This window comes from Streptomyces sp. PTL18, from assembly GCF_059510295.1.
In genome coordinates, this window is the sequence record NZ_JCAJZO010000008.1 from 153,039 (window position 1) to 173,556 (window position 20,518).

A 20,518-nucleotide genomic window follows, 5' to 3' on the forward strand; every position below is an offset into this window, starting at 1 on the left:
GTCCAGTGTGCCTCATGCGGGGGCGGTCACGTCCGGCTCACCGGAAGGATCACTGCTGGTCGTCCGCGAGTTCCGCGACCCCGGTGACCCGGTGCAGTGGATAGGTGCGGACCTCGTCCGCCGTGTGGTCGTACGCCGTCACGAAGCCGCCCTCGACGCGGATGGGGGCGATGACGCGCTGACTGGCGGCGCCCTCGGCGTTGACGTACCCGATCCACAGGGACTCGCCGGTGAGCACGGCGGCCTGCATGGTGGCGAGGGTCTCGGCGGACGTCGTGCGCGGCAGGTCGCCGCCGGTCGTGGGAGCACCGGCGGACTTGCGGGGGGTTGTGGAGGCCAGGTCGCCGGCGCGGATGGCGCGCAGGGCAGCGGTGAGGAGGGTGGTGTCGGGGGTCGGCGGGCCGTCCGGGACCGGCTCGGGCGGGGTGCGCGGCGGGGTCCGGTGGGCGTGGGCGCGGGTGATCAGGACGTCGCCCTCGGCGGACTCGGCGGCCGGGGCGAGTCCCATCGCCCGCAGCCCCTCCAGCAGCGTCGCCGGGTCGGTCTGGGCGGCCAGGACGGTCGGGGCCAGGCGGCGCAGGCGCAGGGGGGCCGAGCGCCTGTCGGCGAGGATCTCGCCCAGAAGGGCGTCGTCGTCGCAGCGCACATACGCGGAGGCGGCCCCGACACGCAGGTGACCGTGCTTCCGCGCGACGTCGTCGATGAGATACGTCAGCGGCTGCGGGACCGGTGTCCGGGAGTGGGCGGCGAGAAAGGCGTGCAGGTCGGACGCGGTGCGGCCGGCGTCCAGGGCGCGGCGGACGGAGGCGGGCGTGAAGCGGTAGACGGTCGCGCCGCCCTTCGACTCCACCTCCGCCAGCACGCCGAGCACGTCGGCCAGCGGGCGCCGCAGCGGGCCGGGGGCCACCGCCGTGAGGTCCGCCTGGAGCAGCACGTGGTCCACGGGCTCGGGCAGGAGCGGGGCGAGCAGGCGGGCGGCGCGGGAGGCGGCCGCGGCCTGCTCGGCGGGCGTGAGCGGCGCGCGGGGGACGGGGGGCCGGTGGTGGTGCCGGTGGACGGGGAGCTTGTCGCCGGGGCCGGTCGCGGCGGGCTCGACGGCCGGAGCGTGACCGGAGGGCTCCCCGATCAGGGCGCGGCCGTGGGCGGACAGGGCACCGCGGCCGGTGAGACCGAGGACTTCCGCTTCGGAGAGGGTCCACTGGGCGAGGCGGGCGCGCAGATCGTCGGCGCCGGGAGGGGCGCCGCCGACCTGGGCGCCGCCGACCAGGGTGCCGCGCGGGGGGCGCTCCCAGCGCAGCCGGGCCAGGATCGACTCGGGGGTGGTGGAGGCGCCCTCCGGCAGCCCGGCGAGCAGGGTCAGGACGCGGTGGCGGACCTCGGGCGCGGCGGAGCGGTCCAGGCCGGGGCCGAGCGCGGACAGGGTGCGCTCCTTGGCGTCCCGCCCGCCGACGAGACCGGGGGTGCGGGTGGCGGCCAGCCAAGCGGTGGCGAGCCGCGTCCACCGCTCGGCGGCGGGGCGTTCCAGCCACTCGTCGTAGGCCGGGGTCGCCGCGTACCGCTCGTCGGCCTCGCCGTCCGAGGCGAGCAGACCCGCCGCGTGGGCGAGTTCGACCCAGAAGGCGGCGACGGGCTCCGTCACGTCGAGGGCGACGGCGGTCCGCTTCAGGTCCCGCACACTGAGCCCGCCGGCCCGCAGCACGGCCGGGCCGCCCTCGTCCCAGTCCTTCAGCAGCTCCTCGACGGTGGCGAGCGCCGTGTACGCCTGCCCGGCCGCGGTCGCGTCCACCACCTGTGGGCGGTGCGTGGCGGCGGGTTCCACCGCGGGCGGCAGTGGCTCGGGGTGGCGGTGCGCCCGCCCGGACCGCAGGTGCAGCGCGACCTCGCGGGGGAGCACGACGGTGCCGGGTGCCGTGGGCAGCAGCAGACCGTGGTCGAGGAGCCAGCGCAGCCGCGGGGCGGGGTCCGGGGTGACCTGCCCGTACGGCGGTCCCCAGACGAGCCGGCCCAGGACCTCCAGGGACTCGGCGGGGGCCGTGGCGAGGAGCGCGGCCATGCGGGTGCGGTCGCTGAAGAGGGCGGTGAGAGAGGCCACGGCGGACACGGCGTCGTGGGTCGTCGGCAGCCCGGTGGTGGTGAGGATCTCCTGGATCCGCCCCGGGGACATGCCGGCTGTGGCCTCGGCGGCGGTGGGGCCCAGGCCGGTGGGGGAGGGGTGCTGCGGGGAGGGGGCGAGCAGCTCGCGGGCGGTGCGGACGAGGTGGAGCCGGTCGTCGGTGCCCCACACGAGGGCCTGATCGCGCAGGGTGCCGAGGGCGTGGGGGACGGCCTCGGCGACCACGGGATCGGTCTCGGCCCCGCCGTCGCCGGTCATGAGCTGCAGGAGTTCGCCGTACGAGGCCGGGTCCGGGGCCACGGCGAGTGCCTCCGCCGTCTGCTGGGCGAACCGGTCGAGGCGCTCCAGCGCCCGGATGACACTGGCGCGGGTGGCGGCGCGGGCGGCGAGCTGGGTGAGATCCGTGGGGACCGGGGTGACGAGGTCCGGGCGGGCGCGGAGGAGGGCGGCCAGGGAGGCGTCGTCCCGGGCGCGCAGGGACTCGGCCAGCGAACGGGGCGTACCGGTTCCGGTGGCTTCCTTCTGCGAGCGCTCCTCGGTCGTCATCCGGTCCACGGTAGCGGGTGGGGCGGGGCCGACGCGTGCCCTGCCGGACCGGCCACCGAGCGGAACTGTGGCCGGTGCTTTGCTGGCGGGGCTTCGCTCCGGGTGCGGGTGGGGTTTGCGTCCCCGCAGCGGCCTGTGGCGGCTGGGCTGCGCCGTGAAGGGGCGCGGGGAACTGCGCGACCGGCCACATACCGCCTCCAGCCGGGCACTCGCCCAAGCCACCGAGCCCTTCGGGCCGACGGCCGATCGGGCGCTGCGGGGCAGGGCCTCCGAAAGGGGCGCGGGCCGTGTCGACATGCGACTGCGACTGCGACTGCGGCTGCGGCGCGGGGGCGCGGCCTGCCACCTGCGGCCCGCAGCCGGGCACGGGCGCAAGCCACCCGATCGTCGGGCCGAAGCCACCCGATCGTCGGGCCGAAGCCACCCGATCGTCGGGCCGAAGACCGAAAGGGGGTCGGGGGCGCAGCCCCCGGGGACGGTTCGGCCGGGATACGGTACGGGGGACATGCGGCGCCACCCCGGAGGGGCTTCGTGGGGATCGAAAGCGATCAGCTCGTCTTCGACTATCTGAGCCGGGTCGGAGACATGGCCCAGCAGCGCCAGTTGCCGTCGGCCGCGCGCATGCGGCTCGTGTCGGACCTGCGCAACGAGATCGACCGGCGGCGCGCGAAGGCCCCCGTCGACAGCCCCGCCGCCGTTCGCCGCATTCTCGCCCGCCTCGGCACCCCCGACGAGGTCGTCGCCGCCGCGTCCGCCGACGCCCCCGCCGGCGCCACCGAGAGCCGCCCCGCGTCCGTCCCCCTCCAGCGAGCGAACGACACGGACGACCGCCCCAAGGGCCTGCGCCGTGTCGTACCCAGGCCCCGCCCCGCCGATCCGCCGCTCGCCGGCACCTCCCGGAACGCGCCGTCCCCGCCCCACCTGGCCGGTGCCCACGAGCTCGGCGACAGCGCGCTCCAGCCCGACTGGTGGCGGGTCGACGGCGAGCCCGGCGGTGCGTTCGGGGTCGGTGACGGGGTCCCCGGGTTCGTCGGCGGGGTGGAGATCCCCGAGCTGCTGAAGCCGCCGCCGCGCGACCCGGCGCAGCCGGAGCCCGTACGGAAGGAACCGGAGCCGGTACCGGCCGTGGAGGCCGCCCCCAGCGCCGAGGAGACGGCCGCCCCGTCCCGCCGCCCGCCGCGCCTGGCGGGATGGCACAACCCCCTGCTGCTGCTCGCCGCCCTGCTCCTGGTCGCCGGCGCCGTGCTCGGCAACTGGATCGCCCTCGGTCTCGGCTGGCTCATCGCGTGGGCCTCCCGCCGGCTGACCCCCACCGAGTCCAAGTGGGCGGTCATGGGCATGCCCGGCCTGGTCGCGTCCGCCGGCGTCGTCTGGCTCTGGGGCCGCACGGAGGGCCGCTGGGGCACCCCCATCGTCCAGGGACACATGAGCGACGCGATCGCCCAGACCTGGCCGTGGGTCGTCCGCGGAGCCGCCGTCGCCTCGGCCCTCTTCCTGGTCTGGCGCTCACAGCGCCGCCGGTGACACCGCAGGGCTCCCGAGAATTCCGAGGATCCTGCAAAGGCCGCTCACGAGTCCGGCGCGCACGGCTCCCCTGGGAGAATCGCCCGTATGACTTCGCGCGCCCTCACCGTCGGCTTCGACCTCGACATGACGCTGATCGACTCCCGGCCCGGGATCCACGCCTGCTATCAGGCGCTTTCCGCCCGGACCGGCACGTACATCGACGCCGACCTGGCCGTCACCCGACTCGGCCCACCGCTCGCGGAGGAGCTGGTGAACTGGTTCCCGGCGGAGCAGGTCGACGCGGTGGCCGACCTCTACCGTGAGATGTACCCCACCATCGCCGTCGCCGCGACGCCCGCCCTGCCCGGTGCCCGCGAGGCGATCGGGGCCGTACGGGCGGCCGGCGGGCGCGCGATCGTCGTCACCGCCAAGTACGAGCCCAACGCCAAGCTGCACCTGGAGCACCTCGGTATCGAGCCCGACGCGGTGATCGGCGACCTGTGGGCCGAGCGCAAGGCGGAGGCGCTGGCCGATCACGGCGCGGCCGTCTACGTCGGCGACCACGTCGGAGACGTGCGCGGCGCCCGCGCGGCGGACGCCCACTCCGTCGCCGTCGCCACCGGCCCCTGCGCCGCCGACGAACTGCGGGCCGCCGGCGCGGACGTCGTGCTCGCCGACCTCACCGAGTTCCCGGCCTGGCTGGCGACGTACCGGGCCCGGTAGCGCCCCGTCACCGCCGCCGGCCCGCCACGGCTACCGCTGCCCCACTCCGCGCGCCTGCCTGCGTCCCTCCGAGATCGACTGGAGCACGCCGGCCCCGGCGATCAGGAAGCCCACGCCCATGAGCATGCACAGGCCGTACATGTACGGAGGGAAAGGCTTCGTCCCCAGCAGCAGCGGGGCCACGGTGACCAGAGTGGACACGGCCCCGAGGAAGAACACGACGGCACCGGCACGGATCAGCCGGTCGCCGGCCGCGGCGGAATTCGCCTGGGTTTTGTCACGCACCGGACCAGGGTAGTTCCCGCCGCGAAGGGCGTGCCTACCGGTAAGGCCAAGTCGGTCATCCGGGCACACAGAGCCCTACGCTCCCTGTCATGACACCTGGTCTGCGCTACCTGTCCCGTCTCCGCCTCTCTGCCGACACGGACGGCTCGACGTCCATCGAGTGGCAGCGTGGCGTGATCCGGCACCACGTCAGCCCACCTGGGCGCGCCCCGCCCTGTGGGCAACGGGCAAGAAGTACGGGGAAGTCCGGGAGTCCAAGGACAGAGAGGACCGCAGAGAGTTCCTGCGGGCCTACGGAGTCACTGTCCGGGCGTGGCGTGAAGCTGTTGCTGGAATGGGACGGGGGGCAGTGATGGACCTGGGTGACATCAAGGTCATGGCCGAGGAACTGAACCTGCAAATGGACAGGGGGGCGGACTGGCGCACGATTGCCCACAACGTTCCGGCGCACTGGTTCGACCCCGCACTGCTGGACGGCCCAGAGATGCGTGAAGTGATTCTTGAAAATTACGGCACTCTCGAAGTGCCGGGGTGCATCACGCACAGCTTCGGATCGATGCACTCGAGGAAGCCGGTTGCTCCCGGGTCTTCGTAGACAAGGCGTCCGGCAAGAACATGGACCGGCCGGAGCTCGGTAAGGCTCTGGACTGCCTCCGTGAGGGCGACTCCCGCTGTGTCTGGACGTAGGACTGGTTCGCCCGCTCCCTTATCGACCTGGCGACGACTGTGGACGGCCTGGAGGAGCGCGGTATCGGCTTCAAGGTGCTCGCGGGCGTTCTCGTCGGATTGACCCCGGCACCCCGGATGGGCGGCTCATGCGCCAAGTCGTGGGCGCAACGGCGGAGTTCGAGCGTTCCCTTTATCAAGGGCAGGACGCGTGCCGGACCGGAAGCGGCCAAGGCTCAGGGATGTACCGGTGGACGTCCTGCCGTCACCACTGAGGATCCGCTCACCGTGGCCAAGGCTCGTAAGGAGGAGGGTGAGAGTATCGCTGCCATTGCCAGGGCTCTCGGAGTCTCCCGCGCAGCCCTCTACCGGCACATCGGGTGGTCGGCACACTTCCCTCACTCGGCCGAGCCTCTATTGCGTCACACCAGGCGCACGGGGGATCGGTCCCGTTTTAAGGCGTGTCCGGCTGGAGAGACCCTCGGTAAGGTGGTTCCACGGCAGTTCAAGGGCGTCCGGGCGTTGTCCAGGACGGATCGAGGGAGTGTGTGCTTTGCCGACTGGCAAGGTCAAGTGGTTCAACAGCGAGAAGGGCTTCGGCTTCCTCTCCCGCGACGACGGCGGCGACGTCTTCGTTCATTCCTCGGTTCTCCCCGCCGGAGTGGATTCCCTGAAGCCGGGACAGCGCGTGGAGTTCGGAGTGGTCGCCGGCCAGCGCGGCGACCAGGCGCTGTCCGTCACCCTTCTGGAGCCGACCCCCTCGGTCGCGGCCGCGCAGCGCAAGAAGCCGGACGAGCTGGCGTCCATCGTCCAGGACCTGACGACCCTCCTGGAGAACATCACGCCGATGCTGGAGAAGGGCCGCTACCCCGAGAAGGCCTCCGGCAAGAAGATCGCGGGCCTGCTGCGCGCGGTCGCCGACCAGTTGGACGTCTGACCACGCACAGCGCGCATCGGGCCTTTGTCAGGGGAACGCGAGTGCGTCCGGGCCGAGGGGCGGCAGAAGCCCCTCGGCCGCCGCGCGGGTGAGCAGGCCCCGGACGGCCGCATAGCCGTCCTCGCCCAGGTCGGCCGTGAACTCGTTGACGTACAGGCCGATGTGCTGGTCGGCCACCGCAGGGTCCATCTCCTGCGCGTGTTCCATGACGTACGGGCGGGAGGTCTCGGGGTCGTCCCAGGCTGCCCGTACGGAGGTGCGGATCGAGTCGGCGAGCAGCTTCAGCGCGTCCGCACCCAGCGACCGCCTGGCGATGATCGCGCCCAGGGGGATCGGCAGGCCGGTGGTGTGCTCCCAGTGCTCGCCCATGTCCGCGAGCCTGTGCAGCCCGTAGTTCCGGTACGTGAAGCGCGCCTCGTGGATGACCAGCCCCGCGTCGACCTTCCCGTCCCGCACGGCCGGCATGATCTCGTGGAACGGCATGACCACGGTCTCGCCGACTCCGCCGGGGACCGTGTCCGCGGCCCAGAGGCGGAACAGCAGATACGCCGTGGACCTCTCGCTCGGCACGGCGACCGTCCGGCCGGTGAGATCGAGCCCCTCCTCCCGAGTGAGCACCAGCGGCCCGCAGCCCCGCCCCAGCGCGCCCCCGCACGGCAGCAGGGCGTACTCGTCCAGGACGTACGGCAGGACGGCGTACGACACCTTCAGCACGTCGAGCTCGCCGCGCTCGGCCATCCCGTTGGTGATGTCGATGTCGGCGAACGTCACGTCGAGCGACGGCGCGCCGGGCACCCGGCCGTGGGCGAGGGCGTCGAAGACGAACGTGTCGTTCGGACACGGGGAGTAGGCGATCTTCAGGGGCTCGGCGGATGCGGTCATGCTGACTCCCAACTCTCCCATACGGGCGCTAGCTTCCCGAAGCCCTCCGTGAGGGCCGCGAGCGCGTCACCGATGCGCCAGGCGGCGCGGTCGCGCGGACCGACGGGGTTGGAGACGGCCCGGATCTCCACGACGGGCGTGCCGTGCGCGGTGGCCGCCTCCGCGACCCCGAACCCCTCCATGGCCTCCGCGAGCGCCCGCGGATGCCGGGTACGCAGCTCGGCGGCGCGTGCGGCGCTGCCGGTCACGGTGGAGACGGTGAGGACGGTCCCGGCGCGCGCCCCGGTGACGGCGACGAGATCCCGTACGAGGGATTCCGGCGGCCGATGGCTGACGGTCCCGAAGCCGAGTTCGGTCACGGGCAGGAAACCGTCCGGGGTCTGGGCCCCGAGGTCGGCGGCCACGATGTCGTCGGCGACGACGAGCGAGCCGAGGGGCGCGTCGGGCCCGAAGCCGCCCGCGATGCCGGCGGAGACGACGAGGTCGTAGGGGGTGCCGTCGAGGGCGGCGGCGGTGAGCGCGGCGGCGGTGGAGGCGGCGGCGAGGGCGGGGCCCACCCCGGCGGCGAGCAGGTCGAGGGCGCCGGTGCGGTGCAGGGTCACCCCCGGCAGCGGCACCTCGGTGGCCGGGGACGCGAAGGCCCCGGCCACCGCGTCCCGTTCCACGGGGACCGCGGTGGCCACCAGGACCCTTGCGTGTGCGGCAGTGATCAGGAAGCCTTCTCGAGCCTGAAGGACCACAGCCCCGTCACCTTGCTCTCGCCCTCCTTGATGGAGACGAGCGTGGAGTTGCCGCTCGCCCCGTACTGGGCGTTGAAGAACACGCTGCCCGGGATCGTGCGGTAGGTCTTGGTGCTGGAATCGGTCAGCGGCTGGCCGTTCAGGAGGATCGTCCAGCCCTTGTCGGCGATGGCCGGGTCGACGCCGAAGCGGACCGTCTCCTCGGGGTCTACCTTGATCGACTTGATGTCCTTCGACTTCAGGCACTTCTCCAGATCGCCGGACGGGACTTCCTTGCCGTCGTTGTAGCAGTCGGTCTGGGAGCTCACCGAGTTCGTGCCGACCGTGATGGTCGCCAGCGGCGACGGCTTGTTACAGGCGGACAACAGGAGCAGTCCGGCGGAAACGGCGCCGAAGGCGGCTACGGCGCGACGGGAACGCAGTGGGGTCATGGCCGAAGGCTATCGGGCACGACCGGGGTGCCCCCCACGCGGGGTGTACGACGTGCCCGCTCCCGCGATCAGGCCCCGGGCACCCGTGCCGGGGCCGGTCCCCCGCGCCGGGCCGAGGCCAGCAGCGCGCGTACCGTCGGCACCCAGCCCGCCGCGACGATCGCCGCGCCGACCGAGAGCCCCAGCACCCCGTTGAGCGGCAGCACGATCCCGATCGCCCCGCCCAGCACCCACGCCATCTGCAGCAGCGTCTCCGAGCGTGCGAACGCCGACGTGCGCACCAGCTCCGGCACGTCCCGCTGGATCAGCGCGTCCAGCGCCAGCTTGGCGAGTGCCTGGGCGAACCCGGCGCCCCCGGCCAGGCACGTGACCAGGAACGCGCCGAAGAACACCGCCGCCGTGATCGCCGCGCCCAGCACGATCGCCACCACCGTCACGATGATCACTTCCGGTGCGCGGGACCTCAGCCAGGCGCCGACGGCCGTACCCAGCGCGTTTCCCGCGCCCGCCGCGACGCCCACGATGCCGAGCGACACCGCCGCGCTCTCCCCGGTGAGCGGGTGCTCGCGCAGCAGGAACGCGAGGAAGAAGATCAGGAAGCCGGACAGGCAGCGCAGTGCGGCGTTGGCGGCCAGGGCGTGGATGACGGCGGGGCCGACGGTGCGCAGCCCGGGCCGGCGTGCGGCCGACCTGCGCCCGGGTCCGTGCAGATGTCCTTCGTCCGCGGCGAGCAGCGCACGGTCCTCCCCCTTGGCCGAGTCGACCTTCGGCGGCAGCGAGAACGACAGGAACGTCCCCGCGACGAACACCACGAAGGCGCCGTACAGCGGCCAGCCGGGACCGACGGCATGCAGTGCGGCCCCGACCGGGGCGGCCAGCCCGGTGGCGAGCAGACCACCGAGGGTGACCCGGGAGTTGGCCTTGACCAGGGAGAAGCGGGGCGGCAGCAGCCGTGGCACGACGGCACTGCGGACGACCCCGTACGCCTTCGACGCGACGAGGACGCCGAGCGCCGCCGGATACAGCTCCAGGCTGCCGCTCGCCACCGCCCCCGAGATGATCAGCGCGAGCAGGGCCCGGGCGAGCATCGCGCCCGCCATCGCGGCCCGCCGGCCGTGCGGGAGGCGGTCGAGGAGCGGGCCGATCACGGGGGCGAGCAGCGTGAACGGTGCCATGGTGATGGCGAGGTAGAGCGCGACCCGCCCGCGGGCCTCGTCGGTCGGCACGGAGAAGAAGACGGTGGAGGCCAGGGCGACGGTGACCATGACGTCGCCGGCGCCGTTCACGGCGTGCAGTTCGATCAGTTTGCCGAGGCCGGACTCGCCCGCGCCGTGCGCGTGCGTGACCTTCCGGATGCCGCGGGCGACACCGGTGAGCGGACGACGCACGGCACGGCCGACCGCGCGGACGGACCCGACGAACCGGCCCGAACCGCCACCCCGGCTGCGCCCCCCGGCCCCACCCACCCCGGTGGTTCCCTCGGACGACCTTGCGGCTGCCACCCCGTCATAGTGCCCCGAGAAGCGCGGGTGTAGCGCGGTTGTCGCACGTACGGGATCGACCGGTGTGGTACCGGGGCGGAGCGCGGGTACGGAACGGGCCAGGTGCGCTCCCGGCCGGGAGGCACCGGTGCGACACGACCCGAACGGCATGCGGAGGGCCGGGCTCCGCGAAAGCGCGGCGACTCGGTGTGGGCCCTGGGGCGCGGAGAGGGTAGCGTGCGTAGCGCGCCGTGGCGATCGTTCTCGGCCGCGCGCCTGAATTCCATCCCGCAGAATGGATGGTGTGGGTGCGCCCGAGCGCGAACGGGCGCGGACGTCGACGCGGCCCCCAGGTCCGCTCCGTCCGCACCCAGCCGAGAAAGGGCGCACCGTGAGACGGCGTAGGAGAGAAGCGATACCTGTGAGCGCGACAACGCGAAGCCGCACCCCCGACCGCCTGTGCGCCGAGGCGATCGACCTCGCACGCACCGCCGCCGAGGAGGCCGCCGCGCCCGGCGTCGTCGGCGAGCACGCCGGGATGGTGTCCGAGGGCGATCGCGTCGTCACGCACTTCTTCGAGTCCAAGGAACCGGGGTACCGGGGCTGGCGCTGGGCGGTGACGGTCGCGCGGGCCTCACGCGCGAAGATCGTCACGGTGGACGAGACGGTCCTGCTGCCCGGCCCCGACGCACTGCTCGCCCCGGAGTGGGTGCCGTGGAGCGAGCGGCTGCGCCCCGGCGACCTGGGTCCGGGCGACCTGCTGCCGACGGACGCCGAGGATCAGCGCCTGGAGCCCGGTTTCCTCGTCGAGGAGGAGCCGCCGCCGAACTCCGCGGTCTCCGGCGAGATGGCCGAGCTGGTCGAGGCGGAGGACGCGGAGGTGACCGCCGGGGTCCCGGCGAACCTGCCGATCGCCCCGTCGCGCGGTTCGATCTCCGCGCTGGCGGAGGAACTGGGCATGCGCCGCGCCCGGGTCCTGTCCCGCTACGGACTGCACGTCGCCGCCGACCGCTGGGAGGAGGCGTTCGGACCCAAGACGCCGATGGCACAGGCGGCTCCCGCCTCCTGCGTCAGCTGCGGCTTCCTCGTCCCGATCGGCGGCTCGCTCGGACAGGCCTTCGGGGTGTGCGCCAACGAGTTCTCCCCGGCGGACGGCCGTGTGGTCTCCCTGTCGTACGGCTGCGGCGGCCACTCCGAGGCGGCGGTCATGCCCAAGACACCGCGCCCGGCCCCGCCGGTGGTCGACGAGACGAAGGTCGAACCGTTTCCGCTGCGGCCGTCCCCGGAGGGGTCGGTGCCGGTGGTGCCGGACGAGTCGTCGGCGGAGCTGGGGCACTCGTAGGGCAGGCCCTCGCGAAGGGCTTGGCGCGGTTCGCGGACGAGGCCCTTCCACCCGAAGCGGGGTCCTGGGCGCAGCCCCGGGGAACGGCGGCCCCGGCAGACGGTAACTTCATCCCCGCGGCGCCCGGCCAGGCCGCCAGAGGGAGAGTGAACCGTGAGCAAGTTCGTGCGACCGGCAGCCGAAGGTGACCCGTTCGGCACGGCCCGCCTGCGCCGCGGCGTGCTGGACGCCTGGGCCACCAGCCCGGCCCGGTTCCGCGAGGACGCCAACGCCGAGGAGGACCTCGTCCTCGGCGGCTACCGCGACCGCCTGGTCGTCGAGCTCGCGCAGAACGCCGCCGACGCGGCGGCTCGGGCAGGGGTACCCGGCCGGCTCCGGCTGACCCTCCGCGAGGGCGTGCTCGTCGCCGCCAACACCGGTGCCCCGCTGGACGCGGCCGGTGTCGAGTCGCTGTCCACCCTGCGGGCCTCCGCCAAGCGCGGCGAACGGGAACAGGCCGTCGGCCGCTTCGGCGTCGGCTTCGCGGCCGTCCTCGCCGTCAGCGACGAACCGGCGGTCGTCGGCCGGCACGGCGGGGTGCGCTGGTCCCTGTCCGAGGCCCGCGAACTGGCCACCGAGACCGCCCGGCACAGCCCCGGCCTCGGCGACGAGATCCGCCGCCGCGACGGGCACGTACCGCTGCTGCGGCTGCCGTTCTCCGCCGAGGGCACCGCTCCGGACCCGTACGACACCGCCGTCATCCTCCCGCTGCGCGACGCGGCGGCCGCCGATCTCGCCGAGCGGCTGCTGGGGGCCGTCGACGACGCGCTGCTGCTCGCCCTGCCCGGCCTCGAAGAGGTCCTGGTCGAAATCCACGACTGCGGCCCCCGCACGCTGATCCGGCGCACCGAGGGCACCGACACCGTCGTGGCGGACTCCCGCGACGGCACCACCCGCTGGCGCACCGTCTCCCAGCACGGCCCCCTCACCCCCGACCTGCTCGCCGACCGCCCCGTCGAGGAGCGGCTGCGCCCCCACTGGTCCGTCACCTGGGCCGTCCCCGCCGAGGCCGACGGCACCCCGGCCCGTCCCAGCACCGCACCGGTGGTGCACGCCCCGACCCCCAGCGACGAGCCGCTCGGGGTGCCCGCGCTGCTCATCGCGTCGTTCCCGCTGGACACCAGCCGCCGTCACGCCGCGCCCGGCCCGCTGACCGACTTCCTGGTGGAGCGCGCGGCCGACGCCTACGCCGAACTCCTCGACACCTGGCGCCCGGTGACCCCCGGCATTCTGGACCTGGTGCCGGGACCGCTCGGCAGGGGCGAACTGGACGGCGCACTGCGCGGGGCGATCCTGGAGCGGCTGCCGCGCACCGCGTTCCTGCCCCCTGCGGGCGAGCCCGGCGACGACGAACTGCCCGAGGCGCTGCGTCCCCGCGACGCCGAGGTCGTCGAGGGCGCCGGGGCCGGGACCGTGCGGGTCCTCGCCGAGGTGCTGCCCTGCCTGCTGCCTGCGGGCCTGGAACGCCGCGTGGAGCTGCGGACGCTGGGCGTGGCCCGGGTGCCGCTGACCGAGGCGATCGACCGGCTCGCGGGGCTGGAGAAGGAGCCGGAGTGGTGGTGGCGGCTGTACGACAGCCTGGCCGGGGTCGACCCGGACCGGCTGTCCGGGCTGCCGGTGCCGCTGGCCGACGGGCGGACGACGATCGGGCCCCGGCAGATCCTGCTGCCGACGTTCGACGGGCCGCCGGTGGCTCCTCGGACCCTGGCCCGCCTCGGCCTGAAGGTCGCCCACGCGGACGGCGCCCACCCGCTGCTGGAGAAGCTCGGCGCGCTCCCGGCCACCCCGCGGGCCATCCTCACGACCCCGCAGGTGCGGGCCGCCGTCGCCGCCTCCCTGGAGGACGAGGGGGCGGGCTGGGACGAGGGCGGCCTGGACGCCGAGGAGCTGGCGGACACCGTGCTCGCGCTGGTCCGCGAGGCGGGCCTCGAACCCGGTGCGGAGCCGTGGCTCGGCGCGCTCGCCCTGCCCGACGAGGACGGCGAACTCGCGCCCGCCGGTGAACTGGTCCTGCCCGGCAGCCCGTTCGCGGGCGTCATGCGCGAGGGCGAACTGGCCTTCGTGGACGCCGAACTGGCCGAGCGCTGGGGCGAGCAGCCGTTGGCCGCCTGCGGCGTGCTCGCCACCTTCGCCCTCGTCCGCGCCACCGACGTCGTCCTCGACCCGGACGAACTGGAGCCCCGCGACTCCGACTTCGCCGAGCCCGACGACGTGGGGCTGCTCGACGCGGTCGACGTGTGGTGCGAGGACGTCCTCGACCGGCTGCAGTTGTCACTGCCGCCGCGCAGCGGCGCCGATGAGGGGTGGTGGTCGGGAGACGGGCGGGCACCGGTCCCGCCGGTGGCGACCGAGATCGTCGCCGTACGGGACCTGGACCTGGTCGACGACGACCGCTGGCCGCAGGCCCTCGCCCTCCTCTCGCAGCCCCCGCTCAGGGACGCGCTCACCCAGCCGGTGCGGGTGCTGCTGCCGGACGGCACGCACGAGGTCGTACGCCCGTACACCGCGTGGTGGCTGCGCGGCCACCCGGTGCTGGACGGCCGCCGACCGGCCGGTCTGCGCGCGGCGGGCGGCGACCCGCTGCTCGCCGGCCTGTACGAGGAGGCGGACGCCACCGGCTTCGACGACGAGCAGGTGCTGCGCGCCCTCGGCGTACGGACGTCGGTCGCCGCCCTCCTCGACGAGCCCGGCGGCGCGGCGGAGCTCCTCGACCGGCTCGCCGACCCGGACCGCCCCGTCACGGCCGCCCCACTGCACGCGCTGTACGGCGCGTTGGCCGAGCTGGAGCCGGAGCGGGTGACCCTGCCCGACGAACTGCGGGCCGTGGTCGACGGGCGGGTGGAGGTCGTGGAGGCGGCCGAGGCCGTGGTGTGCGACTCGCCCGACCTGCTCCCCTTCACCGAGGGCGTGCCGCTGCTGCCGGTCCGCCCCGCCCGGGCCGCCGATCTCGCCGAGCTGTTCCAGGTGCGGCGGCTGAGCGAGTCGGTGACGGGTGAGGTGACCTCCGAGGGCGCCGAACACGACGTACCGGACTCCGTGCGGGTCCTGCTCGGACCGCGGACGCCCGGGACGTACCTGGAGCACGAGGAACTCGTCGTCGACGGTGTCGAGCTGGACTGGCGCCTGACGTCCGACGGCGTCCTGCACGCGGCCACCCTGGAGGGCGTCGCGGCGGGGCTCGCCTGGGCGGCGGGCCAGTGGCCGCGCCGCTTCGAGGTGGCGGCGCTGCTGGAGGACCCGTCCCGCACGGAGGAACTGGCCCGGGACCGCTGGTTCGACTGAGGCTGAGGACATCACGCGGGAAACCGGCGGTCTGCCCACTTCCACAGCAGTTCCAGGGCGGCCGCCGACACCGTCGCGATGCCCACGGCGACCCACGGGATCGTCTCCCCGGCCAGCCTCAGGGCGAAGAAGTGCTGCAGGTACGGCACGGCCAGCACGCACACGAACGCCACGCCCATCGCGGCCACCAGACCGATCCGCCACCAGGTGTAGGGGCGCGCGACGATCGCCAGCACCCACAGGGCGATCAGGAACAGCGTGAGGGTCGCCGCGCTGGTCTCCGCGACCAGGGAGCCGGGGCCGCTGTAGTTCCGGCGGGCGATCACGTAGGTGACGAACGTGGCGACCGCGGCCACCGTCCCGCCCGGGACCGCGTACCGCATCACCCGCCGGACGAAGTGGGGTCGTGCCCGCTCGTTGTTGGGCGCGAGGGCCAGGAAGAACGCCGGGACACCGATCGTCAGGGTCGACAGCAGGGTCAGGTGGCGGGGCAGGAACGGGTACTCCACCTGCGAGCACACCACGAGCACCGCCAGCAGCACCGAGTACACCGTCTTCACCAGGAACAGCGTCGCGACCCGCGTGATGTTCCCGATCACCCGCCGGCCCTCGCCGACCACCGACGGCAGCGTCGCGAAGCTGTTGTCGAGCAGCACGATCTGTGCCACCGCCCGGGTCGCCTCCGAGCCGGAGCCCATCGACACGCCGATGTCCGCGTCCTTGAGCGCCAGCACGTCGTTCACGCCGTCGCCCGTCATCGCCACCGTGTACCCGCGCGACTGGAGAGCGCCCACCATCTCCCGCTTCTGCTGCGGGGTCACCCGGCCGAAGACGGTGCCCTTGTCCAGGGACTTCCCCATCTCGTCCTGGTTCTCCGGCAGGTGCCGGGCGTCCATCACCTCGCCGCGGATGCCGAGCTTTCCGGCCACCGCGCCCACCGACACCGCGTTGTCGCCGGAGATGACCTTGGCGCGGACGTTCTGCTCGGCGAAGTAGCGCAGGGTGTCGGCGGCGTCCGGGCGCAGCCGCTGCTCCAGGACGACCAGCGCGGTGGGCCGGACGCCGGCCGTGAGCCGGGGGTCGTCCAGGTCCCGGGAAGTGCGGGCCAGCAGCAGCACGCGCAGCCCCTGCTCGCTCAGCCGCTCGGTCTCGGTCAGGGCCGGGTCGTCGGGGCCGAGGAGCACGTCGGGGGCGCCGAGCAGCCAGGTGCTGGTCTGGCCGTCGGCCTCGCTGAAGGAGGCGCCGCTGTACTTGCGGGCGGAGGAGAAGGGCAGGGCCTGGGTGCAGCGCCAGTCCTCGCTGTCCGGGTAGGCGTCGATGATCGCCTGGAGGGAGGCGTTCGGACGGGGGTCCGCCTCGCCGAGGGCGCCGAGCACCTTGCGCACGTAGGTCTCGTCGGCGCCCTGGAGCGGCCGCAGCTCGGTGACGTCCATGCCGCCCTCGGTGAGGGTGCCCGTCTTGTCCAGGCAGACGGTGTCGACGCGGGCCAGCCCCTCGATGGCGGGCAGCTCCTGGACCAGGACCTGCTTGCGGCCCAGGCGTATGACACCGATCGCGAAGGCCACGGAGGTGAGCAGGACCAGCCCCTCGGGGACCATGGGCACGATGCCGCCGACCGTGCGGGCCACGGAGTCCTTGATCCCGTGCCGCGTCGTCACCAGCTGGCTGATGATCAGGCCGATCGCGGTCGGGACCATCATCCAGGTGACGTACTTGAGGATCGTGGAGATGCCGGTGCGCAGCTCGGAGTGCACGAGCGTGAAGCGGCTCGCCTCCTCGGCGAGCCGGACCGCGTAGGCCTCGCGGCCCACCTTGGCCGCCTGGAACGCTCCGCCGCCCGCGACCACGAAGCTGCCGGACAGCACCGGGTCGCCGGGCCGTTTGGCGACGGGGTCGGCCTCACCGGTCAGCAGGGACTCGTCGATCTCCAGCCCGTCCGTCTCGACGCAGACCCCGTCGACGACGACCTTGTCGCCGGGCCCGATCTCCAGGACGTCGTCCAGCACGATCTCGGAGGTACCGATCTCCACCGGGGTACCGTCCCGGCGCACGGTCGGCCGCGCCTCGCCGATCACCGCGAGGGAGTCCAGGGTCTTCTTGGCCCGCCACTCCTGGATGATGCCGATGCCGGTGTTCGCGATGATCACGTACCCGAAGAGGCTGTCCTGGTACGGCGCCACGAACAGCATGATCAGCCAGAGGACACCGATGATCGCGTTGAAGCGGGTGAAGACGTTCGCGGAGACGATCTCGCCCAGAGAGCGGCTGCTGCGGACGGAAACGTCGTTGACGTCACCGCGGGCGACCCGCTCGGCCACTTCGGCGGCGGTCAGGCCCCGCCTCCGCAAGGGCATCGGTGCGGGGTGCACGGGATCGAGTTCGGCACCCGCGTCGATGTGCGTCATGCATTCGACGGTACGTGCGGATGCGCGCCTTCACCCCCCGAGCGCACCGAGGATCAGACCCGGGTAGGAGGGGTCTCGTGCGGTGGTCGGAGGGGAGACCGGCGGGGCTACTGCCGGGAGAGCCGCCGCCCGGCCCGGGAGGCCCGCTTGATCGCCGCGTCCCGCCTGCGCACGTACCAGATGCCCACGCATCCGAGCCCGGCTCCCGCCAGGCACGTCCACAGCCACCAGGTGTGCCCGTGGTCGGCGAACCAGCCGTAGAAGGGGAGCTGGACCAGGAACATCAGGAACCAGAGGATCGTGCCGCCGGTGACGACCGGCACCACGGGGCCCTCCAGGGGCTCCGGAGCTTCGTGCCTGGGGGTCCACTTCGCCATGCGCACAGCTTACGAGGCGAGGGGAACGGGCCCGACCGGGACCCCGGCCGCCTTTGCACACCAAGGGTCTACGCGCGGAGATAGCGATCAGCAGCTCATATGTTCATACTGAAACGGTTTGAGTCTGGCCACTTGTGTTCGTACGAAACACCAACAGCAACATGGGGGAAGCCTGTTGGTGATCAAGCGACGGCGAGACTCGATCACGTTTGTCAGCGATCCCCAGTGATCCGCGTGATCCGCCTGTGATCACGTGATCCCCCGTGCACCTTTGAGGTCCCGCATGCCCATCTCGGCCCCCGCCAAGGCCTCCGCCCCGCAGCAGCCGGGCACCCGGCCGCCGTCCGGCGTCCTCGACCGCTACTTCAGGATCTCCGAGCGGGGCAGCACGCTGTCCCGCGAGATCCGCGGCGGCTTCGCCACCTTCTTTGCGATGGCGTACATCATCGTGCTGAACCCGATCATCCTCGGCAGCGCGAAGGACATGTACGGTCACCACCTGGACCACGGCCAGCTGGTGACCGCGACGGCCGTGACCGCCGCCTTCACCACGCTGCTCATGGGCGTGATCGGCAATGTCCCGATCGCCCTCGCCGCCGGCCTCGGCGTCAACACGGTCGTCGCCCTCCAGCTCGCCCCGCGCATGTCGTGGCCGGACGCGATGGGCATGGTCGTCCTCGCCGGTCTCGTGGTGATGCTGCTCGTCGCCACCGGTCTGCGCGAGCGCGTGATGAACGCCGTGCCGCTCGGCCTGCGCAAGGGCATCTCGATCGGCATCGGCCTGTTCATCATGCTGATCGGTCTCGTGGACTCCGGCTTCGTCACCCGCATCCCCGACGTCGCCCAGACCACGGTCCCGCTCCAGCTCGGCATGAACGGTCACCTCAACGGCTGGCCCGTCCTGGTCTTCGTCCTCGGCATCCTGCTCACCTTCGCACTGATCGTCCGCAAGGTGCCGGGCGCCATCCTGATCTCGATCGTCGCGATGACGGTCCTCGCGGTGGTCCTCAACGCCGTCGCGAAGATCCCCAGCTGGGGCCTGACCGTCCCCAAGTGGCCCGGCAACCCGGTCGCCAGCCCGGACTTCGGCCTGATCGGCAAGGTCAGCCTGTTCGGAGGCTTCGGCAAGGTCGGGGTGCTGACCGGCGTGCTGTTCGTCTTCACGGTCCTGCTGTCGTGCTTCTTCGACGCGATGGGCACGATCATGGGCATCAGCGACGAGGCCAGGCTGACGGACGCCGAGGGCAACATGCCCGGCATCAACAAGGTCCTCTTCGTCGACGGCATCGCGGTCGCGGCGGGCGGCGTCAGCTCCTCCTCGGCCACCACCTGCTTCGTGGAGTCCACGGCCGGTGTCGGCGAGGGGGCGCGCACGGGCTTCGCGAACGTCGTCACGGGCCTGCTGTTCACGGTGGCGCTGTTCCTCACCCCGGTCGCCACGATGGTCCCGTCCCAGGCCGCCACCCCGGCGCTGGTCGCGGTGGGCTTCCTGATCCTGTCCAACTCGGTCAAGGAGATCGACTGGGCGGACCACACGATCGCGATCCCCGCCTTCGTGACGATGCTGATGATGCCGTTCACGTACTCGATCACCAACGGCATCGGCATGGGCTTCATCACCTTCGCGCTGCTGCGCCTGGCCGCGGGCCGCTGGCGCGAGGTCCCGGCGGCGATGTACGTGGTGTCGGCGGTCTTCGCCTTCTACTACCTGATGCCGGCCCTGGGGCTGACCTGATCGGCCGGGACGGCCTGCGGGGCCGGGCGCCGGTCAGGTGACCCCGTAGAACCGTTCCGTCTCCTCGACGGCGGCCTCGAACCGCTGGTCGAAGTCATCGCGAATGAGCGTCCGGACGACATAGTCCTGGACGCTCATTCCTCTTCTGGCGGCGTGGTGCCGGAGCCGCTCGAGCAGTTCCCCGTCCATCCGCAGGCTGAGCACGCTGGTCCCCATGGTCACGAGAGTTGCCCGAGCCGGGCGCGCGAGGGGTCACGTTCCGCCCCTGTATCACTCGTTCGAGTGATAGATGCAGTTCGGGCATTGCTTGGCGGCGCCCGGGCGTACGCGTCCGGAAGTGGTCGGAGTCACCCCGACGGGCGTACGGTTTCGGTGGTCTTTAGGGAAAGTAATGAGTTATCCTAAAGAGCATGCCTGACCTGACCCATGGCGACGACGCTGCCGCCGTGAACGCTCTCCGCTCCGCCGTGATGCGCCTGTCGCGCCGCCTCAAGCACCAGAGGGTCGACGAGTCGCTGAGCCCGACCGAGATGTCGGTGCTCGGCACCCTGGCCCGCTGCGGCTCCGCGACCCCGGGCGAGCTCGCCCGCAAGGAGCACGTCCAGCCGCCCTCGATGACCCGCATCGTGGCCCTGCTGGAGAGCAAGGGTCTGGTCGCCCTCGAGCCCCACCCCGAGGACCGGCGCCAGAAGGTGGTCACCCAGACCGAGCGGGCCGAGGCGATGCTCGAGGAGAGCCGCCGCAAGAGAAACGCGTTCCTGGCCGGACTGATCGAGGAGCTGGACGAGGACGAGTGGGCGGCACTGCGCGCCGCGGCCCCCGTCCTCGAGAAGCTGGCCCACCTGTGACCGGGGCGCATCCGGGGTACAGCAGCACCCCGGGCCGGGGTGTCGCGGCCGCGGGTGCGCACCTGTGCCGGACGCTCACCGTGACCGACGCGGCCCCCACCCGCGTACGTACGAAGCCGTCATCGCAAGGAGGCGAATCCCTTTGAGTTCGGGAACCGGAGCAGCTTCCGCCCCCGCACC

General features: G+C 73.0%; 18 protein-coding genes and 1 pseudogene. 10 read left to right on the forward strand and 9 right to left on the reverse strand.

Translation table 11 applies throughout. The features are described from left to right. Positions 1 to 49: 49 nt before the first annotated feature. Entirely contained in the window at positions 50 to 2,659 is a 2,610-nt protein-coding gene (locus AC5WS8_RS17830) for a helicase-associated domain-containing protein (protein ID WP_496104377.1), read from the reverse strand. Between the two features lie 531 nt (positions 2,660 to 3,190). Between AC5WS8_RS17830 and AC5WS8_RS17835 the strand changes: the two genes are divergently transcribed. Both AC5WS8_RS17835 and AC5WS8_RS17840 read left to right on the forward strand, forming a co-directional pair. Then, entirely contained in the window at positions 3,191 to 4,183 is a 993-nt protein-coding gene (locus AC5WS8_RS17835) for a hypothetical protein (RefSeq protein WP_496104378.1), read from the forward strand. An 87-nt stretch (positions 4,184 to 4,270) separates the two neighbouring features. Next, the gene (locus tag AC5WS8_RS17840; protein WP_496104379.1) at positions 4,271 to 4,888 is read left to right on the forward strand and encodes an HAD family hydrolase; all 618 of its coding nucleotides are present in this window, start codon (positions 4,271 to 4,273) and stop codon (positions 4,886 to 4,888) included. Between the two features lie 30 nt (positions 4,889 to 4,918). On the opposite strand, the gene AC5WS8_RS17845 is transcribed toward AC5WS8_RS17840, so the two are convergent. Beyond that, entirely contained in the window at positions 4,919 to 5,173 is a 255-nt protein-coding gene (locus AC5WS8_RS17845) for a hypothetical protein (protein WP_496104380.1), read from the reverse strand. Positions 5,174 to 5,525: 352 nt separating this feature from the next. On the opposite strand from AC5WS8_RS17845, the gene AC5WS8_RS17850 reads away from it, so the two are divergent. From AC5WS8_RS17850 to AC5WS8_RS17865, 4 genes and pseudogenes are all read left to right on the forward strand, one after another. Further along, entirely contained in the window at positions 5,526 to 5,768 is a 243-nt protein-coding gene (locus AC5WS8_RS17850; protein ID WP_496104536.1) for a hypothetical protein, read from the forward strand. Next, positions 5,705 to 5,860 carry a recombinase family protein gene (locus AC5WS8_RS17855; protein WP_496104381.1) on the forward strand — a complete coding sequence of 52 codons (156 nt, stop codon included), beginning with the start codon at positions 5,705 to 5,707 and terminating at the stop codon, positions 5,858 to 5,860. Before AC5WS8_RS17850 ends, AC5WS8_RS17855 begins: the two co-directional genes overlap by 64 nt. Positions 5,861 to 5,977: 117 nt before the next feature. Further along, positions 5,978 to 6,199 (forward strand): annotated as a pseudogene (locus AC5WS8_RS17860) (hypothetical protein); the annotation flags it as partial. Positions 6,200 to 6,392: 193 nt separating this feature from the next. After that, positions 6,393 to 6,776, forward strand: coding sequence for a cold-shock protein (locus AC5WS8_RS17865; RefSeq protein ID WP_496104382.1), 384 nt, complete (start codon positions 6,393 to 6,395; stop codon positions 6,774 to 6,776). 27 nt (positions 6,777 to 6,803) lie between these two features. Here AC5WS8_RS17865 and AC5WS8_RS17870 read toward each other — a convergent pair whose 3' ends face one another. From AC5WS8_RS17870 to AC5WS8_RS17885, 4 genes are all read right to left on the reverse strand, one after another. Next, entirely contained in the window at positions 6,804 to 7,658 is an 855-nt protein-coding gene (locus AC5WS8_RS17870) for a 1,4-dihydroxy-6-naphtoate synthase (protein ID WP_496104383.1), read from the reverse strand. Further along, positions 7,655 to 8,398, reverse strand: coding sequence for a futalosine hydrolase (locus AC5WS8_RS17875; protein WP_496104384.1), 744 nt, complete (start codon positions 8,396 to 8,398; stop codon positions 7,655 to 7,657). The genes AC5WS8_RS17870 and AC5WS8_RS17875 overlap by 4 nt, the downstream gene beginning before the upstream one ends. After that, positions 8,368 to 8,820: a DUF2771 domain-containing protein gene (locus AC5WS8_RS17880; RefSeq protein ID WP_496104524.1), complete on the reverse strand. Its 453-nt coding sequence runs from the start codon at positions 8,818 to 8,820 to the stop codon at positions 8,368 to 8,370. Before AC5WS8_RS17880 ends, AC5WS8_RS17875 begins: the two co-directional genes overlap by 31 nt. A gap of 77 nt (positions 8,821 to 8,897) precedes the next feature. Then, entirely contained in the window at positions 8,898 to 10,331 is a 1,434-nt protein-coding gene (locus tag AC5WS8_RS17885) for an MFS transporter (protein ID WP_496104385.1), read from the reverse strand. Positions 10,332 to 10,731: 400 nt separating this feature from the next. On the opposite strand from AC5WS8_RS17885, the gene AC5WS8_RS17890 reads away from it, so the two are divergent. Together AC5WS8_RS17890 and AC5WS8_RS17895 are read left to right on the forward strand one after the other, a co-directional pair. Continuing rightward, positions 10,732 to 11,652 (forward strand): DUF3027 domain-containing protein, encoded by a 921-nt coding sequence (locus tag AC5WS8_RS17890; protein ID WP_496104386.1) that lies wholly within the window; start codon positions 10,732 to 10,734, stop codon positions 11,650 to 11,652. 153 nt (positions 11,653 to 11,805) lie between these two features. Next, positions 11,806 to 14,973 carry a sacsin N-terminal ATP-binding-like domain-containing protein gene (locus AC5WS8_RS17895; RefSeq protein ID WP_496104387.1) on the forward strand — a complete coding sequence of 1,056 codons (3,168 nt, stop codon included), beginning with the start codon at positions 11,806 to 11,808 and terminating at the stop codon, positions 14,971 to 14,973. A gap of 11 nt (positions 14,974 to 14,984) precedes the next feature. Here the strand turns inward: AC5WS8_RS17895 and AC5WS8_RS17900 are convergent, their stop codons facing one another. Next, a complete protein-coding gene (locus AC5WS8_RS17900) occupies positions 14,985 to 17,378 on the reverse strand; it encodes an HAD-IC family P-type ATPase (protein WP_496104388.1) in 2,394 nt (797 codons plus the stop codon). 107 nt (positions 17,379 to 17,485) lie between these two features. Beyond that, entirely contained in the window at positions 17,486 to 17,755 is a 270-nt protein-coding gene (locus AC5WS8_RS17905; protein ID WP_496104389.1) for a DUF2530 domain-containing protein, read from the reverse strand. Positions 17,756 to 18,038: 283 nt separating this feature from the next. On the opposite strand from AC5WS8_RS17905, the gene AC5WS8_RS17910 reads away from it, so the two are divergent. Next, complete coding sequence (locus AC5WS8_RS17910) at positions 18,039 to 19,490, forward strand: NCS2 family permease (protein ID WP_496104390.1); 1,452 nt, start codon at positions 18,039 to 18,041, stop codon at positions 19,488 to 19,490. A 33-nt stretch (positions 19,491 to 19,523) separates the two neighbouring features. On the opposite strand, the gene AC5WS8_RS17915 is transcribed toward AC5WS8_RS17910, so the two are convergent. Beyond that, positions 19,524 to 19,706, reverse strand: a complete 183-nt coding sequence (locus tag AC5WS8_RS17915; RefSeq protein ID WP_389001572.1) for a ribbon-helix-helix protein, CopG family — start codon at positions 19,704 to 19,706, stop codon at positions 19,524 to 19,526. A gap of 194 nt (positions 19,707 to 19,900) precedes the next feature. On the opposite strand from AC5WS8_RS17915, the gene AC5WS8_RS17920 reads away from it, so the two are divergent. Then, complete coding sequence (locus AC5WS8_RS17920; RefSeq protein ID WP_496104391.1) at positions 19,901 to 20,338, forward strand: MarR family winged helix-turn-helix transcriptional regulator; 438 nt, start codon at positions 19,901 to 19,903, stop codon at positions 20,336 to 20,338. The last annotated feature ends 180 nt before the right edge of the window (positions 20,339 to 20,518 follow it).